We start from the raw sequence: 15,669 nt of genomic DNA, 5'->3' as shown, positions 1-15,669 counted from the left end.
GTCTCGTGCCGCCCGTCGAGGGCGGCATGAGACGGCGATGACAAGTCACGACCGGTACGCCGGTCGGCCCGACCCCGGTACCTGACACGGCCGGAGCGGGTTATCCATGAGGAGCATGACATGCCCAAGCCCACCAAGGGCGCCCGCCTCGGCGGCAGCCCGGCCCACGAGCGGCTGATCCTGGCGAACCTCGCCACCTCGCTGTTCCAGAACGGCCGGATCACCACCACCGAGGCCAAGGCCAGGCGTCTCCGCCCGCTCGCGGAGAAGCTGATCACCAAGGCGAAGAAGGGCGACATCCACAACCGTCGCCAGGTGCTGACGGTCGTCCGCGACAAGGGCGTCGTCCACCACCTCTTCACCGAGATCGCCCCGACGTACGCCGAGCGTCCCGGTGGCTACACCCGGATCACCAAGCTCGGCCCGCGCAAGGGCGACGCCGCTCCGATGGCGGTCATCGAGCTGGTCACCGAGCAGCTGAACCCGGTCAGGGTCTCCCGCACCGCTCCGGCCGCGCCCGCCGCCGAGGCCGCTCCGGCCGAGGTCGAGGAGACGCCGGCCGCGCAGGACGAGGCCGCCGAGGGCACCGCCGCCGAGACGGCGGAGGCCCCCGAGGCCGCCGCCCAGCCGGTCGAGGGTGACAAGAAGGACGAGGCCTGATCCCAGGCTTTGTGAGCGGGCCCAGTTTCCCTTCCGGGGACGCTGGGCCCGCTCTTCGTTTGTGCACCCTACGAGGCACCGTACGAGGGATGGCGTGGAGCGAGAACTGCGGCTGAGGCTGGACCTGGGCTACGACGGCACGGACTTCTCGGGGTGGGCGCGCCAGCCGGGGCGACGGACCGTGCAGGGGGAGATCGAGGACGCGCTGGGCAGGATCCTGCGCCTGGACGCCCCGCCGTCGCTCACCGTAGCGGGACGCACCGACGCCGGCGTCCATGCGAGGGGGCAGGTGGCGCACGTCGACCTCCCGCTCGCCGCGCTGGCCGCCGCCTCGTCCGGGCGCGCCCCCGTCCCGGCGGACCCGGAAGAGGCGTGGGAGGAGCGCGGCGCTGAGTGGCTCGCTGCGCTGACGAGGCGGCTGGCCGGTGTGCTGCCCCCCGACGTGCGGGTGCACGCCGTCAGCGTGGCGCCCGAGGGCTTCGACGCCCGGTTCTCCGCGCTGTCGCGCCGGTACGGCTACCGCGTCGGCGACGCCCCCGGGGGCGTGGACCCGCTGCGGCGGCGCGAGGTGCTGTGGTACGCCCGGCCGCTGGACGTGGACCTGCTGAACGCGGCGGCCGCCCGGCTGCTGGGCGAGCACGACTTCGCCGCCTTCTGCCGCAGGCGCGAGGGCGCCACCACGATCCGCGAGCTGCAGCGGCTCGACTGGGTCAGGGGCGAGGACGGGATCCTCCTCGCGACCGTGGTCGCCGACGCCTTCTGCCACTCGATGGTCCGGGCGCTGGTCGGCTCGCTGCTGACCGTGGGGGAGGGCAGGCGGCCCGTCGAGTGGCCCGCCGAGGTGCTGGCGAGAGCCGTACGCGACTCGGGTGTGCACGTCGCGCCCGCGCACGGTCTCACGCTCGAGGAGGTGCGCTACCCCGAGCCGGAGGAACTGGCGCGGCGGGCCGCCGCCACCCGCCGGGTGCGCACACTGAGCCCCTGACACCGGCCACGCCCCTGACACCGGCCACGCCCCTGACACCGGCCACGCCCCTGACACCGGCCACGCCCCTGACACCGGCCACGCGCCGGGAACGTCAGCGCGCGGCGCGCTTCTCGATCACCTTGGCCATGTTGTCGCGGAAGACGCCGCTGATCGGCGAGAGGTTTTTGTCGGTTGCGTCCGGTGTGTGCCCGTCGGCGTACGTGGCGTAGCTGAAGACGATGTAGCGTCCCCACACCATGCCCGCGGCGTAGCCACCGGAGATCGACACCTTGTCCGCTCCGCTCGCCTGGTCGCCGTCCAGGCCGCGGAACCAGACGTTCGCGCCGAGATCCTTGGCCTGGTCCGCGGCGAGGGCCTCGGTCTTGCCGGGGAGCACGGCGATGCCCGTGGTCACCGCGTACCGGCGCTTGCCGTCCACATACGTGGCCCTGAGCACCCTGCGGCACTGCTGCTCGGTGAGGGCCTGAGCGAACGCGCCCGCCGCCGCCTTCGCGCAGTCGTCGGTCACGTCGACCTTGACCCGGCGGTAGGTCCGCCCCGCCAGCGTCACCTTCTCGTCCGGGAACGCCTCTCCCGGCTTGAGGGTCTTGGGGTCGGTCTGCTCCGAGTCGAGGATGGCGGAGGCGACCGTGGAACTCGGCTGCGGCTCGTTGGAGGGGGGCGCGGTGGTGGCCGCCGGCGGACGAGCGGCCTGTTCGCCGTCCGGCTCGCCGGAGTAGGCGAAGTAGGCCGCGGTGCCGATCGCCCCCACGACGACCACCGCTCCGGCGGCCATCAGGATCCGCTTGACCTTCCCGCCGGAGGGGGGAGGGCCGGCGGGGCCCGGCGTCGCCGGGAGGTTGCCCCCCGGGGCGAGGCCCCCGGGGGCGGAGGGACTCGGCCCGAATCCGGGTGGAGGCGCCGGCTTGCCCGCCTTGGCCGGTGTCACGGGAGTGAACGCGAACGGGGTCTCGCCGGTCGGCTGCGAGGACGAACCGGTCGTGGGAGAGGTTGTCGCCATCTGTCCTGAATTGGGGTCGGGGGAGTCCGGCCCGGTGGCGCCATCGCTCGCGGACGGGCCCGTGGGCGGCATGTCGGATGACGCCGCACCCGGGGGCGCGGCGGATGGCGGGACATCCGAGGGGGACGTCTCGGACGGCGACTGGGACGGTGACTGGGACGCGGTGTGATCCCGTGCCTCGTCCTGTCTCCCCAGCGGTGTCCCGGACGGTGCGCTGTCCTGCGCCTGACCTGGCGCGCTCGATGTCTGCGCGGGTGCCTGGAACGGCTCCCCGGCCTGCGGCGGGGGCAGCGGCTGCGTCGTCCTGTCAAGGGACGCGAGCTGCGATTCGAGAGCCTGACCGGGTTCGTACGGTGTGCCGGGCACAGGGAACCCCTCGACCGGGGTCACCGCATGGGCGATCTCGGTCCCGAAACCCTCGGGCGGCCCGGCGTGACCCGGCGCGGAAGGATACGACGCCGGCGCGTCCGGTGGCGGGACGCTCCCCGGGGGAGCGTCCGGCGTGGAACCGCCCGGCGCGGGCGCACCCGCCCCCGCGGCCTCTCCGGTGGCCCATTCCGTGGCAGCGGCATGAGCCTGCCCGGTCGTCCGCTCGTACGGATATGGGCCGTCGCCCGCGGCGGTGGGGGACGGGTGCCCGGCGGGGGCGTCCGCGTTCACGCCGCCCGGGAGCGGTTGCTCGTCGGCGGGCGAGCCGCCGGCGGGCGGGTACGCGTCACCGGTCGGCGGGCGCTCGTCCGCGGGCGCACCGGCGTGATGGGGCGTGTCCGCGGGTGTCCTGGTGTGGTCCGGCGCGCCGACGTGGCCGGGCATGTCGGCGTGGTCGGGTGTGCCGGGGGGAGCGAGCGCGTCGCCCGGCTCGCTCGTGCCCGCCCGATCGCCGGGAGGGTCCTCGGGCGCCTGCGCCGTGCCGGGCTCGTTCCGGTAGGCGTTCGTGGGGGGCCAGGAGGTGCCGGCCGGCACTTCCCCCTGGGGGTACGGCTCGCCCGGCAGCCGCGGTGGCCACACGGGCACGTCGCCGGGCTCTCCGGGGCGGATCGACTCCGCGGACGTGCTCCCCTGCGGGTACGCCTGCGGCTGCGCGGCCGGGACTCCCGGACCGGGCTGGGGCGGCGCGCCATGGTGCGCCCCGGGGTCGGGGGTGCCGGAGGCCTGCTCCTGCCCGGGTGGGTTCGCCGAACCGGGCGAAGGCGGTGCGGGCTGCGCCAGAGATTCCGGGGCCGGCCCGTACTGCGGCTCATGCTGCGGCTCATGCTGGGGCCCGTCCTGCGGCGCGTGCTGAGCCACATACTGAGACCCATGCTGAGACCCATGCTGGGGCCCGTACTGCGGCGGGTTCGCGGGTGGATACCCCTGCTGGGACGTCTGCGCCTGGGGCCACGCCTCCCCGCCGGACGGCTGCCCCCCGGCGGGGGCGGGCCCCCACTCGGGGAACGACGGCACGCCGGGCGCCGTCCCACTGGGCTGAGTGGCCCACGGGCCACCGGTGTTCCGCTGATCCGGCGCGTAGGGGCCCGGTGCCGCGGGGACGCCGGGCTGCGACCAGGCGGCGGGCCCCGCCGGGTCGTGCCACGACCGGCCGTGAGAGCCCTCGTCGTACGGCTCCCGGGCACCGGCCTCCCCCTGCCGTCCTGTGTCGTACGGCGAGGGGGAGGCGCCGAAGGCGCCGGGAGCGGCCGGTTCGGCGGCTCCCGGGGGCGGCCCCGAGGCGGGGCCGGTGGGGCCGGTGTCACCCGTCCCGGCATGCGCGGGGCCCTGCGGCCACTGCGACTCGTTGCCGGAGTAGTAGGGCCAGGAGGTGACGCCGCCGGGCTGTGTCCCGGGCTGTGCGCCTGGCTGTACCCCGGAATGCGCGCCGGGCTCGTCGGCAGGGGCGGGCCACACGTGCGGGGCCCTGGCGCCCGGAGGGGGCGGCTCCTGCTGCCACGACTGCGGGGCAGGGCCCGGGGGCGGTTCCCAGGCGGGCGTTCCAGGGCCGGGCGGAGGCCACGCCTGCGCTCCCGTGCCGGCCGCAGGGTCGGCCCTCTCCGCGGACGGCTGCCAGGCCGCCGGGTTCGCTCCCTCCGCCGGCGACTGCCAGGACTGCGCCCCGGGGCCGTACGCGGGCGGCTGAGGCCCGGTGCCCGCTCCGGGCGCGCCGGGGCCGTGTGCGGGCTGCTGCGGGCCCGGAGGCGAGGGAGCCTGCGGGTACGCGGGGCCGCCCGCGCTCTGGGCGGGTTGCCAGGGCGGCTGTCCGGGTTGCCAGGACGGGGCGTTCGGGTCGGCTGGGGGCTGCCAGGAGTGGACGCCCTGGCCCTCGGGTTGCCAGGACGGGGCGCTCGGGTCGGCTGGGGGCTGCCACGAGTGAACGCCCTGGCCCTCGGGTTGCCAGGACGGAGCACCCTGGCCCTCCGGCTGCCACGCCGGGGCGCCCGGGCCCGGTGCGGGCGGCCGGGGATCGGCGGCGTGCTCCACCGGAGGCTGCCACGGCGGCGCGGCCGGAGCCGGGGGCTGCCATGCGGGCGGGCCGTACCCGGGATATCGCTGGTCGCCGTGGCCGCCCGGGGCCTGCCACGAGTGGACTCCCTGGCCCTCCGGCTGCTGCCAGGAGGGCGGTCCCGCGCCGTACGCGGGCTGCGGCGGCACGGCACTGTGGCTGGCTCCGGGGCCGGCACTGTGGCCGGCTCCGTGGCCGGCTCCGGGGTGCGGCTCGCCGGGCACGGGCCGGTCGAACGCCTCGTCGCCGGGGCGCCGCGGCGCGGGAAGGGACCCGGCGTCCCCCGATACGCCGGTGTTCCTGGGCACACCGGCGTCTCCCGGTACGCCCGGGGTGGCCGGCGGAGGGCCGTACGCCGGAACGGCCCTGAAGCGGTTCGTGCTCTCCGGGTCGTCGGCGGGCGGTTCCGGTGCGCTGAGGCCGCCGGGCAGGCCGTACCTGGTGGGGTAGGGAACGGCAGGCGGCATGGCCGGAGCCGCGCCGGCGGCGTCCGGGGCCCAGGCCGTGCCGTCGTCCGCCGGGGGCTGCCCGAACCCGGGCGGCGGGGTCTGGCCGAAGCTCGGAGGTGGCGTCGGAGGTGTCGCCGAGCCCTCGGCGTCCGCCTCGTGGCGGGCCCACGCCGTTTCGTGTTCGTGCTCGGAACCGGAATCCTTGCCACGCATAGCCGGAAGCGTAACGGCGCGGACGCGATCGGCGTGCCCCTATGGGCGTTTCGGTCCGTGCCGCCCCGGCTCGCCCACCGGCTCCCACCTCAGGGAACGCCTGGCCTCAGCTGGGGCCACCGTTCAGCGCGCGGGCGTCGAGGGCAGGGAAAACAGTCGCGTCGGTGACGTCCACCGCGGTCTGGTACAGCCGTTTCAGCTCGTTCTTGGCTGGTTTGTGGCCGTCCTTGAACTGGAACCACAGCAGGATCGCGTAGTGGCCGTGGGTCCAGCCGCCCGCGTACGCCTCGCCGGTGCCGAGGTGCTTGGTGGCCTCGTCCTTGCCCGGCAGCGGCTTCAGGTAGTCCTTGCGCTCGCCGCCGCCTCCGGCGGAGGCGACCTTCTTCGCCGCGGCGGAGGTCCTCAGGTTGGCGACGCCCACGGTGCCGATGACCGTGCCCTTGGCGTCCGCGAAGCTCGCCCGCAGAAGCTGCGTGCATCCGCCCGCCTTGAGCGCCTTTGTGATTTTGTCGCCGGTGACGCCGTCCGCGCACTTCTTCTCCTTGCGCGACACGGTGCGGACGTACGACCGCTTGTTCTTGACGAATTTGCCCTTGGCGAACAGCTCCCGCAGTGACAGCGGTCTTTTGTCGGTCGCCCGCGAGGCCGCGTAGCCGAACTTCCCGAGAGGGCCCTCGGGGACGAGCGGCGAGGAACGGGCGGTGGGCGACGGAGCGGCGACCGGCGGCTTCTCGTTGCGCGCGGCGTACCACAGACCGGTGAACAGCACCCCGATCATGGCCAGCAGGGCGAGGCCGAGGGCCCAGGGGCGACGCCACAGCGGGCCCTTCGCGTCCGGATCCCACACGGGCTCCGGTGGCGGAGGCACCCGCGGCGCCGCCGGCTGCCGCCGCGCGTCCCAGTCGCCGCCGACCGGCTGGCCGGCGGACGGGGACGCGTACGGGCCGGGGCCGGACGCGAGCTCCTCCATCCGGTGCGGGCTCTCCTGCTCGTACGGCCCACGTCCGCCGTACGGCGGCTGCTCGGGCTGGTGCTGCTGCTGGTAGGGCGGGTAGGGCGCCTGCTCGCGTTCATAGGGCGATCGCTCGCGGGCGTACGGCGACGGTTCACGCTGGTAGGGCGACTGCTCGCGTTCGAATGGCGGCTGCTCGCGTTCATAGGGCGATCGCTCTCCGGCGTACGGCGGCTGCTCGCGCTGGTACGGCGGCTGGCCGCCGCCATAGGGGGGCGCGTCGCGATGGCCGGCGAGGGGCGAGTCGTCCCCGCCCGAGTACGGCGGCAGGTCCCGCCTGCGGGGATCCGGGGGATGATGCGGCGGAGGTGGTTGCTGGTCGCCGGGATAACCCATGCCGCTGAGATTAGTCGGCTAATTGGACAGACGAGGAAGGGTCAGGAATACCCGAAGTCCTCGGTCCACCACGGGCCGCCCTCGCCCGTGCTCACACCGACCCCGGTCGCGACCAGGCGGCAGTCGAGCAGCGTGGCGCGGTCGCTCCGCCCGGCCATCCAGCCGCGTACGACCGCCTCGGCGGTCTGGTAGCCCCTGGCGATCGTCTCGGCCCCGCCGTCGGAGTAGCCCGCCGCGCCCATGCGGTCCCAGGGAGAGGCGCCCCCTGGGGAGCTGTGCCGGAACAGCTTGCTCGACGCCATCTCGTCCGAGTGCGCGCGGGCGGACTCCACCAGGCGGGGGTCCACGCGCAGGGGCCGGCAGCCGTGCCTGCGGCGCTCGGCGTTGACCAGGCGCACGACCTCGGCCTCCATCGAGGCGGACCGCATCGACTCGGCTTCGTACGCGTCGCCGCCACCGTCCGTCCCCGGAGTGATGACGGAGTACTGGGAGCCGCCGCCGGAGCCGTCGATCAATGTGGAGGGCGGCCTTTCCTTCTGGGGCCGGCGCTGCGGCACCTGCCGGGGGACGACCGGAGCCACGGTGCGCAGCACGTGGTCGAGGGTGGGCCGGTCGCGCGGCACCGCGCCCGCCGTGCTCGCGCCGGGCGACGGGGACGGCTCCGACTTGCGCAGATAGACGTCGTCGACCTCGCTCGACCTGGCGCTCATCCTGCCGATCACGACGCCGGTGAGCAGGATGGCCACGGCGCACGCCAGCAGACCCATCTGAGTCCCCCTTAAGGGGCCACGGAAGGTGTGATTTTTGTGAGGGGTCTGCGACATACCGCAGTCAAATATAGGGATCTGCGTCATGGGGAAGAAGAGGCCATTGGGTATGGATTTGATGAACGTTCAAATGAGTCGTTCCAATGGCCCGTCCCTCTCGCCGTTTTGACCAGGCGGCATCGGGTCGGTAGTCTGCTAGTTCGTTGTGTGTGGATCGGTCTGCCTGCAGACCGGTGCACGGCGCGTCCGGCGTCTTCTCCCGTATATGTGGAGACGGAGGTTGTCGCCGTGCCTGCGCAACCTACCGAGAGTTCACATTCCGACAGAAGGCACTGCCGTGCGCACGTTCTCACCGAAGCCCAACGACGTCGAACGTCAGTGGTACGTCATCGACGCGACCGACGTCGTACTCGGCCGGCTGGCCAGCCAGGTGGCGACCCTGCTCCGCGGGAAGCACAAGCCGATCTTCGCTCCGCATGTCGACACGGGTGACTTCGTCATCGTCATCAACGCCGACAAGATCGCCCTGAGCGGCAACAAGCTCGAGCAGAAGAAGGCGTACCGCCACTCGGGCTACCCCGGCGGTCTGCGCGCCGTCAGCTACGGCGAGCTCATGGAGAAGCGCCCGGACCGGGCCGTGGAGAAGGCCGTCCGCGGCATGCTTCCCAAGAACGCCCTGGGCCGCAAGATGGCCAAGAAGCTCAAGGTGTACGCCGGCGGCGAGCACCCGCACCAGGCCCAGCAGCCGGTGCCCTTCCAGATCACCCAGATCGCCCAGTAATCGCGAGCCAGGAAAGTTAAGAGGAGAACCGTGGCCGAGCCCACCGGTATCGAGACGCTCGTCGAGGGCGAGCCGGAAGACTACTCCGCGGAGGAGTTCCCCTCCGAGTACACCACCGAGTCGGCCCCCGCCGGCGAGGGCGTCGTGCGCAAGCCCGTCACCACGGGCAACTCGTACGGCACCGGCCGCCGCAAGGAGGCCATCGCCCGTGTCCGCATCGTGCCGGGCACCGGCAAGTGGACGATCAACGGCCGCTCGCTGGACAGCTACTTCCCGAACAAGGTGCACCAGCAGCTGGTCAACGAGCCGTTCGTCGTGCTCGGCGCCGAGGACGCGTTCGACGTCATCGCCCGCATCGACGGCGGTGGCGTGACCGGCCAGGCCGGCGCGCTGCGCATGGGCCTGTCCCGCGCGCTCGCCGCTCTGGACGCCGAGGTCAACCGCCCGCCGCTGAAGAAGGCCGGCTTCCTCACCCGTGACGCCCGCGCCACGGAGCGGAAGAAGTACGGCCTCAAGAAGGCCCGCAAGGCTCCGCAGTACAGCAAGCGTTAATGTCGCGGGAGCCCGTAGGCGCCCCCTCGCGGGGGCGCCTCTTCGGCACCGACGGGGTACGTGGGGTCGCCGGGCGCGACCTCACCGCGGAACTGGCCATGGACCTGTCCGTGGCCGCCGCGCACGTGCTCGGCGACGCCGGGGCGTTCCACGCCAGTGTCGGGCGGCGCGGCCGCCCGATCGCGGTCGTAGGCCGGGACCCGCGGGCTTCAGGAGAGTTCCTGGAGGCCGCCGTGGTCGCCGGCCTCGCGTCGTCTGGCGTGGACGTCCTGCGGCTCGGCGTGCTGCCCACCCCGGCGGTCGCGTACCTGACCAACGCGCTGGGCGCCGACCTCGGCGTCATGCTCTCCGCGTCGCACAACCCCGCGCCGGACAACGGCATCAAGTTCTTCACCCGCGGCGGCTACAAGCTGCCCGACGCGGTGGAGAACGAGATCGAGCAACGGCTCGGGGAGAAGTGGGACCGCCCGGTCGGCGCGTCCGTGGGCCGGGTCCGGGAGGCGTACGGCGAGGCCGACCGGTACGTCTCACACCTGCTGACCACCCTGCCCCACCGCCTCGACGGGCTGCGGGTCGTCGTCGACTGCGCGCACGGCGCGGCGCACATGGTCGCCCCGGAGGCGCTGCTGCGCGCCGGCGCGGCCGTGGAGACCATCGGCGCCGCCCCGGACGGGTTGAACATCAACGACGGCGTGGGCTCGACCCACCTGGCCGCCCTGCGGGAGGCCGTCGTCGAAAGCGGCGCCGACCTGGGCATCGCCTACGACGGCGACGCCGACCGCTGCCTCGCGGTGACCGGGACGGGCGAGGAGGTCGACGGCGACCAGATCATGGCGATCCTGGCCCTGTCGATGCACGCCGACGGCCGCCTCGTCAAGGACACGGTCGTCGCGACGGTCATGTCCAACCTGGGGTTCAAGCTCGCCTTGCGGGAGGCAGGCCTGTCGGTGGTGGAGACCGCGGTCGGCGACCGGTACGTCCTGGAGGCGATGCAGGACGGCGGCTACACCCTCGGCGGCGAGCAGTCCGGTCATGTGATCATGCTGGACCACGCCACCACCGGGGACGGCCTGCTCACCTCGCTCCACCTGATGGCCGAGGTGGCCCGGCAGGGCCGCTCCCTCGCCGACCTCGCGTCGGTGATGACGAAGCTGCCGCAGGTGCTCGTCAACGTCCGGGACGTGGCGAAGTCGAAGGCGTCCGCGCCCGAACTGCGGGCGGCCGTGGCCGAGGCGGAGGCCGAGCTCGGGGAGACGGGCCGCGTGCTGATCCGCCCGAGCGGCACCGAACCCATGATCCGGGTCATGGTCGAGGCCGAGTCGCACGACCAGGCCAAGGCCGTGGCGGACCGTCTCGCGGAGGTCGTCCGCACGGTCTGCGTCTGACGCCCCACGCGTCACCACTCCTGATAACCCCGCCGGGTGCGTGCCCGGCGGGGTTACTTATTGGAAGCCCTTCTCAATTGCGTAATGTGCGCGTAACACTGATGCATGTCTTATTTGACCGGTGTTCGGTCGGGGGCGTTAAGGGGTCGTGACAAGGAGTCGGACGCGCTGCGCGCGCTCGTGGACCGGGCCGGGGCCGGTGCGGGCGGATGCCTGCTCCTCCTCGGCGGACCGGGTATGGGCAAGACCGCACTGCTCGACCTCGCCGCCGCGCACGCGGCCACCGGCACCCCGGACGAGCAGGGGCTCCTCGTGCTCCGCACCCAGGGTGTGCGAGGCGAGACCCACCTGCCGTACGCCGGGCTGCACGCCCTGCTCCGCCCGATCGCGGACCGGCTGGACGCGCCGGCGCCGGGCCGGGGATCCGGCGCGCGGGTGCTCGCCGAGGCGCTGCGGACCGGCGCCGGCGCGGGCGGCCTGGCGCTGCCGGCCGCGCTGCTGCGGCTCCTGCAGGCCGCCGGGCGCCCGGTGCTGGTGTGCGCCGACGACCTCCAGTGGCTCGACGCCCCCAGCCGGGAGGCGATCTGCTTCGTGGCCCGCCGGGTGCGGACGGCCCCCGTCGCGGTGCTGCTGGCCTCCGCGGAGCCCGGGACGGCCCCCGGCGACCTGCCGCCGCTTCCGCTCGCCCCGCTCGACGAGCGGGCGTCCCGGCAGGTGCTCGACGACCTCATCCCCGAAGGTCTCCCGGGGGACCTGCGCGCGGCGCTGGTCCGGGCGGCCCGGGGCAACCCGCTCGCGCTGGCCGAACTCGCCGGTTCGCTGACCGACGGGCACCGCGAGGGCTCGGCGCCACCGCCCGAGACGCCGCCGCGCGATGGACGGCTGTGGCGGGCGTACGCCGACCGGCTCCGCGGCCTGCCCGCCGGCACCGCCGACCTCGTCCTGCTGATCGCGGCCGATCCCGGCATCGACGCGGTCACGCTGGTGCGCGCGGCCGAGTCGCGGTGCGGGCTGGCGGCCCTGGAGGCGGCGGAGACCGCGGGCGTCGTCGTCGAGTCGCCGGACGGCGGCTTCGACCTCGCCGACCCGATCCTGCGGCACGTGGCGTACGCCGAGTCGTCCCTGGCCCGGCGGCGGGCCGCGCACCGCCTGCTGGCGAGCCTTCTGGATGGGGAGCACCAGCGGCTGCGGCGGGCCTGGCACCGCGCCGCCGCCCTCGACGGGCCCCCCGATCAACTCGCCGACGACCTCGTACGGGCACTCGCGGCGGTGCCGAAGGCGGTGGCCTTCCCCGAACCGTTCCGCGTCCTCGAACGGGCGGCCGAGCTCACCGGGCAGGGCGAGGCCAGGGCCGCACGGCTGGCCGCCGCCGCCCGGCACGCCTGGCAGGCGGGACAGCCACAGCGCGCGAGGTCGCTGCTGTCCCGGATCGACACGCTCGCGGCCGGGGCCGAGGTGCGCGGCCGGGCCGAACTGGTGAGGGGCAGCCTGGAATTGCGTGCGGGCAAGACCGACAGCGCCTGCGACACGCTGCTCGACGCCGCGGAGCGGTTGCTGCACACCGACCGCGAGCAGGCCGTACGCGCGCTGGTCCGGGCGGGCGAGGCGAGCTACCTGGCGGGGGACAACCGCCGGTTCCTGGCGATCGCGCGGCGGGCCGAGGCGCTGCGACGGCCCGACGACGACCACGTCACGCGCCTGGCGCTGGAGTATCTCGCGGGCATGGCCGCGACGTTCCGGGGCCGGCACCGCGAGGCCACCGCGTCGCTGCGCCACGTCGCCCAGGTGACGCCCTCGGTCGGCAGCCCCTCGGTGCTCGTGTGGGGCGGCGTCGCGAACCTCCTGCTCGGCAACGGCGCCGACGCGCTCACCCTGGCGTCCCGGGCGGTCGAGGTGGCGCGTGCCCACGGCGCGGTCGCCAGCATGCCGCAGATGCTGGAGGTCCTGATCCAGGCCCAGCTGTGGAGCGGCCGTTACGACGCGGTCGCGGCCAACGCCATGGACGGCCTGCGCCTGGCGCAGGAGACGGGCCGGGCCACCAGCGGCGCGCAGCACCTCGCCTGGCTCGCGTTCACCGCCGCCGTCGCGGGCGACGAGGAGACCTGCGCCCTGCGTGCGGCGCGGGCTGTCGAGCTCGCCGCCGCCCACGGCGTCAGCGTGGCCGAGGCGCTCGGCACGCTGGCCCTGGCCCACCTGGACGTCGCGGCGAACCGCCACGCCGACGCCGTGAACCGCCTGCGCGCGGTGGCCCGCACCGGCGACCCCCTCGTCGTGCGGGTGATGGCGACGCCGCTGCTCGTCGAGAGCGCCGTACGCACCGGGGACCTCGCGCAGGCGCGGGACGCGCTGGTCGTGCTGGACCGCTGGGCCGACAGCACCCGCGACCCCGACCGGCTGGCGCTGGCCGCCCGGTGCCACGCGCTGCTCGCGCCTCCGGCCGAGGCCGGGGAGCGCTTCACACAGGCGCTGGAACTGCACCGTCAGGGCGCGTGCGCGTTCGAGACCGCGCGCACGCGGCTGCTGTACGGCGGCATGCTCCGGCGGTCGCGCCGCCCCGGCGCCGCCCGCGAGCATCTGCACGGCGCCCTGGAGACGTTCGAGCGGTACGGCGCCCGCCGGTGGAGCGAGCACGCTCGCGCGGAGTTGCGCGCGGCCGGGGAGTCGGTGCGGCCCTCGGGCTCCCGCTCCGAGGCCGGCCGGCTGCTCACGGCGCAGCAGTTCCAGATCGCCGGCCTCGTGGCGGAGGGCGCGACGAACCGCGAGGTGGCGGCCCGGCTGTTCATCAGCCCGCGGACGGTCGAGCACCACCTGAGGAACATCTTCGCCAGGCTCGGCGTGCGCTCCCGGGTCGAACTGACCCGCCTTCTGTCGTGAGGCCGGTGAGTCGCGGGGACCGGTGATTTCACCGATGCGCGTCCGGGGTTGACGGCGCGACAGTGACGGCGGTCAAACCGTTTCGCGGGAACCGGCCCGCGTGGCCGGTCCCACTCCTACCCCCAGGGAGTGCACCGACGTGCCGACACACCCCCCAACCCCACTGCTGCGACGCATGTCCTCCGCGGTCACGACGCTGGCGCTCGTCGTGCTGCTCGCACTGGCCGGCGGCCTCGCCGCTCCCGCCGCCCACGCCGCCGTACACGGCCCCGACCCCACCGACGCCCTGCTGGAGGCGTCGCGCGGGCCGTACGCGACCGCGCAGATCGACGTGTCGTCGCTGTCGGTGAGCGGCTTCGGCGGTGGGACCATCTACTACCCGACGACCACGTCCGAGGGGACCTTCGGCGGCGTGGCCGTCGCCCCCGGCTACACGGCCGACAAGTCGAGCCTCGCCTGGCTGGCCGCCCGGCTCGCCTCGCACGGCTTCGTGGTGTTCAACATCGACACGCTGACGAGGCTCGACCAGCCCGACAGCCGGGGCCGGCAACTGCTGGCCGCGCTCGACTACCTGACCCAGCGCAGCTCGGTCCGCGGCCGGGTGGACGCGACCAGGCTCGGCGTCATGGGCCACTCGATGGGCGGCGGCGGCACGCTGGAGGCCGTGGCCGACCGGCCCTCCCTGCGGGCCGCGGTCCCACTGACGCCGTGGAACCTCGACAAGACCTGGCCGGGCGTGCAGACCCCCACGCTGATCATCGGTGCGGACAACGACACGGTCGCGCCGGTCGCCTCGCACGCGGTGCCCTTCTACACCAGCCTGCCCTCGTCGCTCGACAAGGCGTACCTGGAGCTGAACAACGCCACCCACTTCGCGCCGAACACGACCAACACCACCATCGGCAAGTACGCCGTGGCCTGGATGAAGCGGTTCGTCGACGACGACACCCGCTACGGCACGTTCCTCTGCCCCGGCCCGAGCAGCGGCCTGCTCGTCGAGGAGTTTCGCAGCACCTGCCCGTTCTGACGTCTCATCGGCGTACGGACGGCCCCCGATCGCGGCGGCCGTCCGTACGCCGTTGTCCCGCGGCAGGGTCAGGTCACTCGTGCGCTTTGAGCTGTCCGTCCAGCGTCCATATCCCGACTTCGACCCCGGCCACGCGTCGTCTGTACATCTCCCGCTCGGTCAGGATGCACAGGTCGCCGAGGCCAAGCCCACTCATCGCGTGGTCCGCAAGTCCGATTCCCGTGCCGCCGCCTCCGAGGAGTTCGCGCAGAAAGAGCTCGCCCCACTCCACTGTGTGCAGTACCCACGGCGCCTGACCCCTGATGACCAGGTCGAGGAGCGCATGAAGCTTCTCTGCTCGATCCCGTCGGTCGTGCCCGTTCCCGAGCTGTGCGATGTGGTTGCCGGTCTCGATTCGCGGTGACGGGCAGGATTAGATCGCACTGGCGTCGCTTCAGCCGCAGCTCTTCCGCGATCTCTCGCTGGTGCTGGTTCTTGCCCGGTACGTCGAGAAGATTGCAGAGGATCGATGTGTCCACGAACTCCACGCGGCGAGCCATGATCAGCTGATCCCCATGAGCCGGTCGAACTCGGAGAAGTCGCTGTGCCGCTCCTCGCTCAGCAGTCCCGCGGTCACGACGGACCCCAGGTCGCCCTGGGCCATAAGCCGGGGATATCCGTCCAGCTCGGGTAGTGGAGTGAGCATCGACTCCTGCGTCTCCGGGTCCCGTGAACAAACGATGACGGACCTGTGGTCCTCGGCGGATAGTCCTGATAGCAGTGCGGGACTGTGCGTGGTGAACAGCACCTGCGCTCCGTCGTCCTTGACTGCCCTACGTACGAGTTCGAGAGCTTTACCCGCCTGCGAGGGATGTAGCCCGTTCTCCAGTTCTTCGATGACCACGGTCACAGGGCGTTCGTGGTCCGGCAAGCCACCGAGATCCACATCCCGGCCGCGAGTGATCAAAGTGGTCGCGATGGCCATGAAGCGCAGAAGGCCATCGCTCATCTCCCGAGCGGGTGTGATGGCATGGCCCTCACGTAGCGCGAGCATGACGTCGTTCAGCTCAGATCATGACGTGGACGGTGTGATCTTTCACTCCGATAGGGGCAGTGAGTACACCGCGGCCCGCTACCAGGCCGAATGCGCGCGGCATGGGGTGGTTCAGT

At 73.6% G+C, this 15,669-nt stretch carries 12 protein-coding genes; 8 read left to right on the top strand and 4 right to left on the bottom strand.

The genetic code is table 11. The features are described from left to right. Positions 1-120 precede the first annotated feature (120 nt). Both rplQ and truA read left to right on the top strand, forming a co-directional pair. Positions 121-660 carry a 50S ribosomal protein L17 gene (gene rplQ, locus ABZ857_RS18835; protein ID WP_357044522.1) on the top strand — a complete coding sequence of 180 codons (540 nt, stop codon included), beginning with the start codon at positions 121-123 and terminating at the stop codon, positions 658-660. Positions 661-754: 94 nt separating this feature from the next. After that, the gene (truA, locus tag ABZ857_RS18830) at positions 755-1,645 is read left to right on the top strand and encodes a tRNA pseudouridine(38-40) synthase TruA (protein ID WP_357044521.1); all 891 of its coding nucleotides are present in this window, start codon (positions 755-757) and stop codon (positions 1,643-1,645) included. A 94-nt stretch (positions 1,646-1,739) separates the two neighbouring features. Here the strand turns inward: truA and ABZ857_RS18825 are convergent, their stop codons facing one another. From ABZ857_RS18825 to ABZ857_RS18815, 3 genes are all read right to left on the bottom strand, one after another. Beyond that, positions 1,740-5,786: a hypothetical protein gene (locus ABZ857_RS18825; RefSeq protein WP_357044519.1), complete on the bottom strand. Its 4,047-nt coding sequence runs from the start codon at positions 5,784-5,786 to the stop codon at positions 1,740-1,742. Between the two features lie 106 nt (positions 5,787-5,892). After that, complete coding sequence (locus ABZ857_RS18820; RefSeq protein WP_357044517.1) at positions 5,893-7,134, bottom strand: hypothetical protein; 1,242 nt, start codon at positions 7,132-7,134, stop codon at positions 5,893-5,895. Positions 7,135-7,175: 41 nt separating this feature from the next. Beyond that, positions 7,176-7,901, bottom strand: a complete 726-nt coding sequence (locus tag ABZ857_RS18815) for a CAP domain-containing protein (protein WP_357044515.1) — start codon at positions 7,899-7,901, stop codon at positions 7,176-7,178. Between the two features lie 337 nt (positions 7,902-8,238). On the opposite strand from ABZ857_RS18815, the gene rplM reads away from it, so the two are divergent. From rplM to ABZ857_RS18785, 6 genes are all read left to right on the top strand, one after another. Next, positions 8,239-8,682, top strand: coding sequence for a 50S ribosomal protein L13 (gene rplM / locus ABZ857_RS18810; protein WP_030508353.1), 444 nt, complete (start codon positions 8,239-8,241; stop codon positions 8,680-8,682). Positions 8,683-8,712: 30 nt separating this feature from the next. After that, complete coding sequence (gene rpsI / locus ABZ857_RS18805) at positions 8,713-9,234, top strand: 30S ribosomal protein S9 (protein WP_357044512.1); 522 nt, start codon at positions 8,713-8,715, stop codon at positions 9,232-9,234. Continuing rightward, on the top strand, positions 9,234-10,619 hold the full coding sequence (gene glmM, locus ABZ857_RS18800) for a phosphoglucosamine mutase (protein WP_357044510.1): 1,386 nt from the start codon (positions 9,234-9,236) through the stop codon (positions 10,617-10,619). Before rpsI ends, glmM begins: the two co-directional genes overlap by 1 nt. 105 nt (positions 10,620-10,724) lie before the next feature. Next, entirely contained in the window at positions 10,725-13,493 is a 2,769-nt protein-coding gene (locus ABZ857_RS18795) for an AAA family ATPase (RefSeq protein ID WP_357044508.1), read from the top strand. A gap of 175 nt (positions 13,494-13,668) precedes the next feature. Continuing rightward, a complete protein-coding gene (locus ABZ857_RS18790) occupies positions 13,669-14,520 on the top strand; it encodes an alpha/beta hydrolase (RefSeq protein ID WP_357044506.1) in 852 nt (283 codons plus the stop codon). 79 nt (positions 14,521-14,599) lie between these two features. Beyond that, the gene (locus ABZ857_RS18785; RefSeq protein WP_357044504.1) at positions 14,600-14,923 is read left to right on the top strand and encodes a hypothetical protein; all 324 of its coding nucleotides are present in this window, start codon (positions 14,600-14,602) and stop codon (positions 14,921-14,923) included. A 138-nt stretch (positions 14,924-15,061) separates the two neighbouring features. On the opposite strand, the gene ABZ857_RS18780 is transcribed toward ABZ857_RS18785, so the two are convergent. Then, positions 15,062-15,553, bottom strand: coding sequence for an AAA family ATPase (locus ABZ857_RS18780; RefSeq protein ID WP_357044502.1), 492 nt, complete (start codon positions 15,551-15,553; stop codon positions 15,062-15,064). Between the last annotated feature and the right edge of the window lie 116 nt (positions 15,554-15,669).

It is taken from the genome of Microbispora sp. NPDC046933 (genome assembly GCF_040644635.1).
Lineage (GTDB): Bacteria > Actinomycetota > Actinomycetes > Streptosporangiales > Streptosporangiaceae > Microbispora.
Note: the sequence above shows the minus strand (reverse complement) of the source record. Positions and strands in the feature narration are given on the sequence as shown.

Excerpts from the sequence above, each read along its gene's own strand:
- ABZ857_RS18820 (WP_357044517.1), bottom strand. The coding sequence starts at position 7,134 with ATGGGTTATCCCGGCGACCAGCAACCACCTCCGCCGCATCATCCCCCG.
- ABZ857_RS18795 (WP_357044508.1), top strand. The coding sequence starts at position 10,725 with ATGTCTTATTTGACCGGTGTTCGGTCGGGGGCGTTAAGGGGTCGTGAC.
- ABZ857_RS18815 (WP_357044515.1), bottom strand. The coding sequence starts at position 7,901 with ATGGGTCTGCTGGCGTGCGCCGTGGCCATCCTGCTCACCGGCGTCGTG.
- ABZ857_RS18790 (WP_357044506.1), top strand. The coding sequence starts at position 13,669 with ATGTCCTCCGCGGTCACGACGCTGGCGCTCGTCGTGCTGCTCGCACTG.
- ABZ857_RS18825 (WP_357044519.1), bottom strand. The coding sequence starts at position 5,786 with ATGCGTGGCAAGGATTCCGGTTCCGAGCACGAACACGAAACGGCGTGG.
- rplQ (WP_357044522.1), top strand. The coding sequence starts at position 121 with ATGCCCAAGCCCACCAAGGGCGCCCGCCTCGGCGGCAGCCCGGCCCAC.
- glmM (WP_357044510.1), top strand. The coding sequence starts at position 9,234 with ATGTCGCGGGAGCCCGTAGGCGCCCCCTCGCGGGGGCGCCTCTTCGGC.
- ABZ857_RS18780 (WP_357044502.1), bottom strand. The coding sequence starts at position 15,553 with ATGCTCGCGCTACGTGAGGGCCATGCCATCACACCCGCTCGGGAGATG.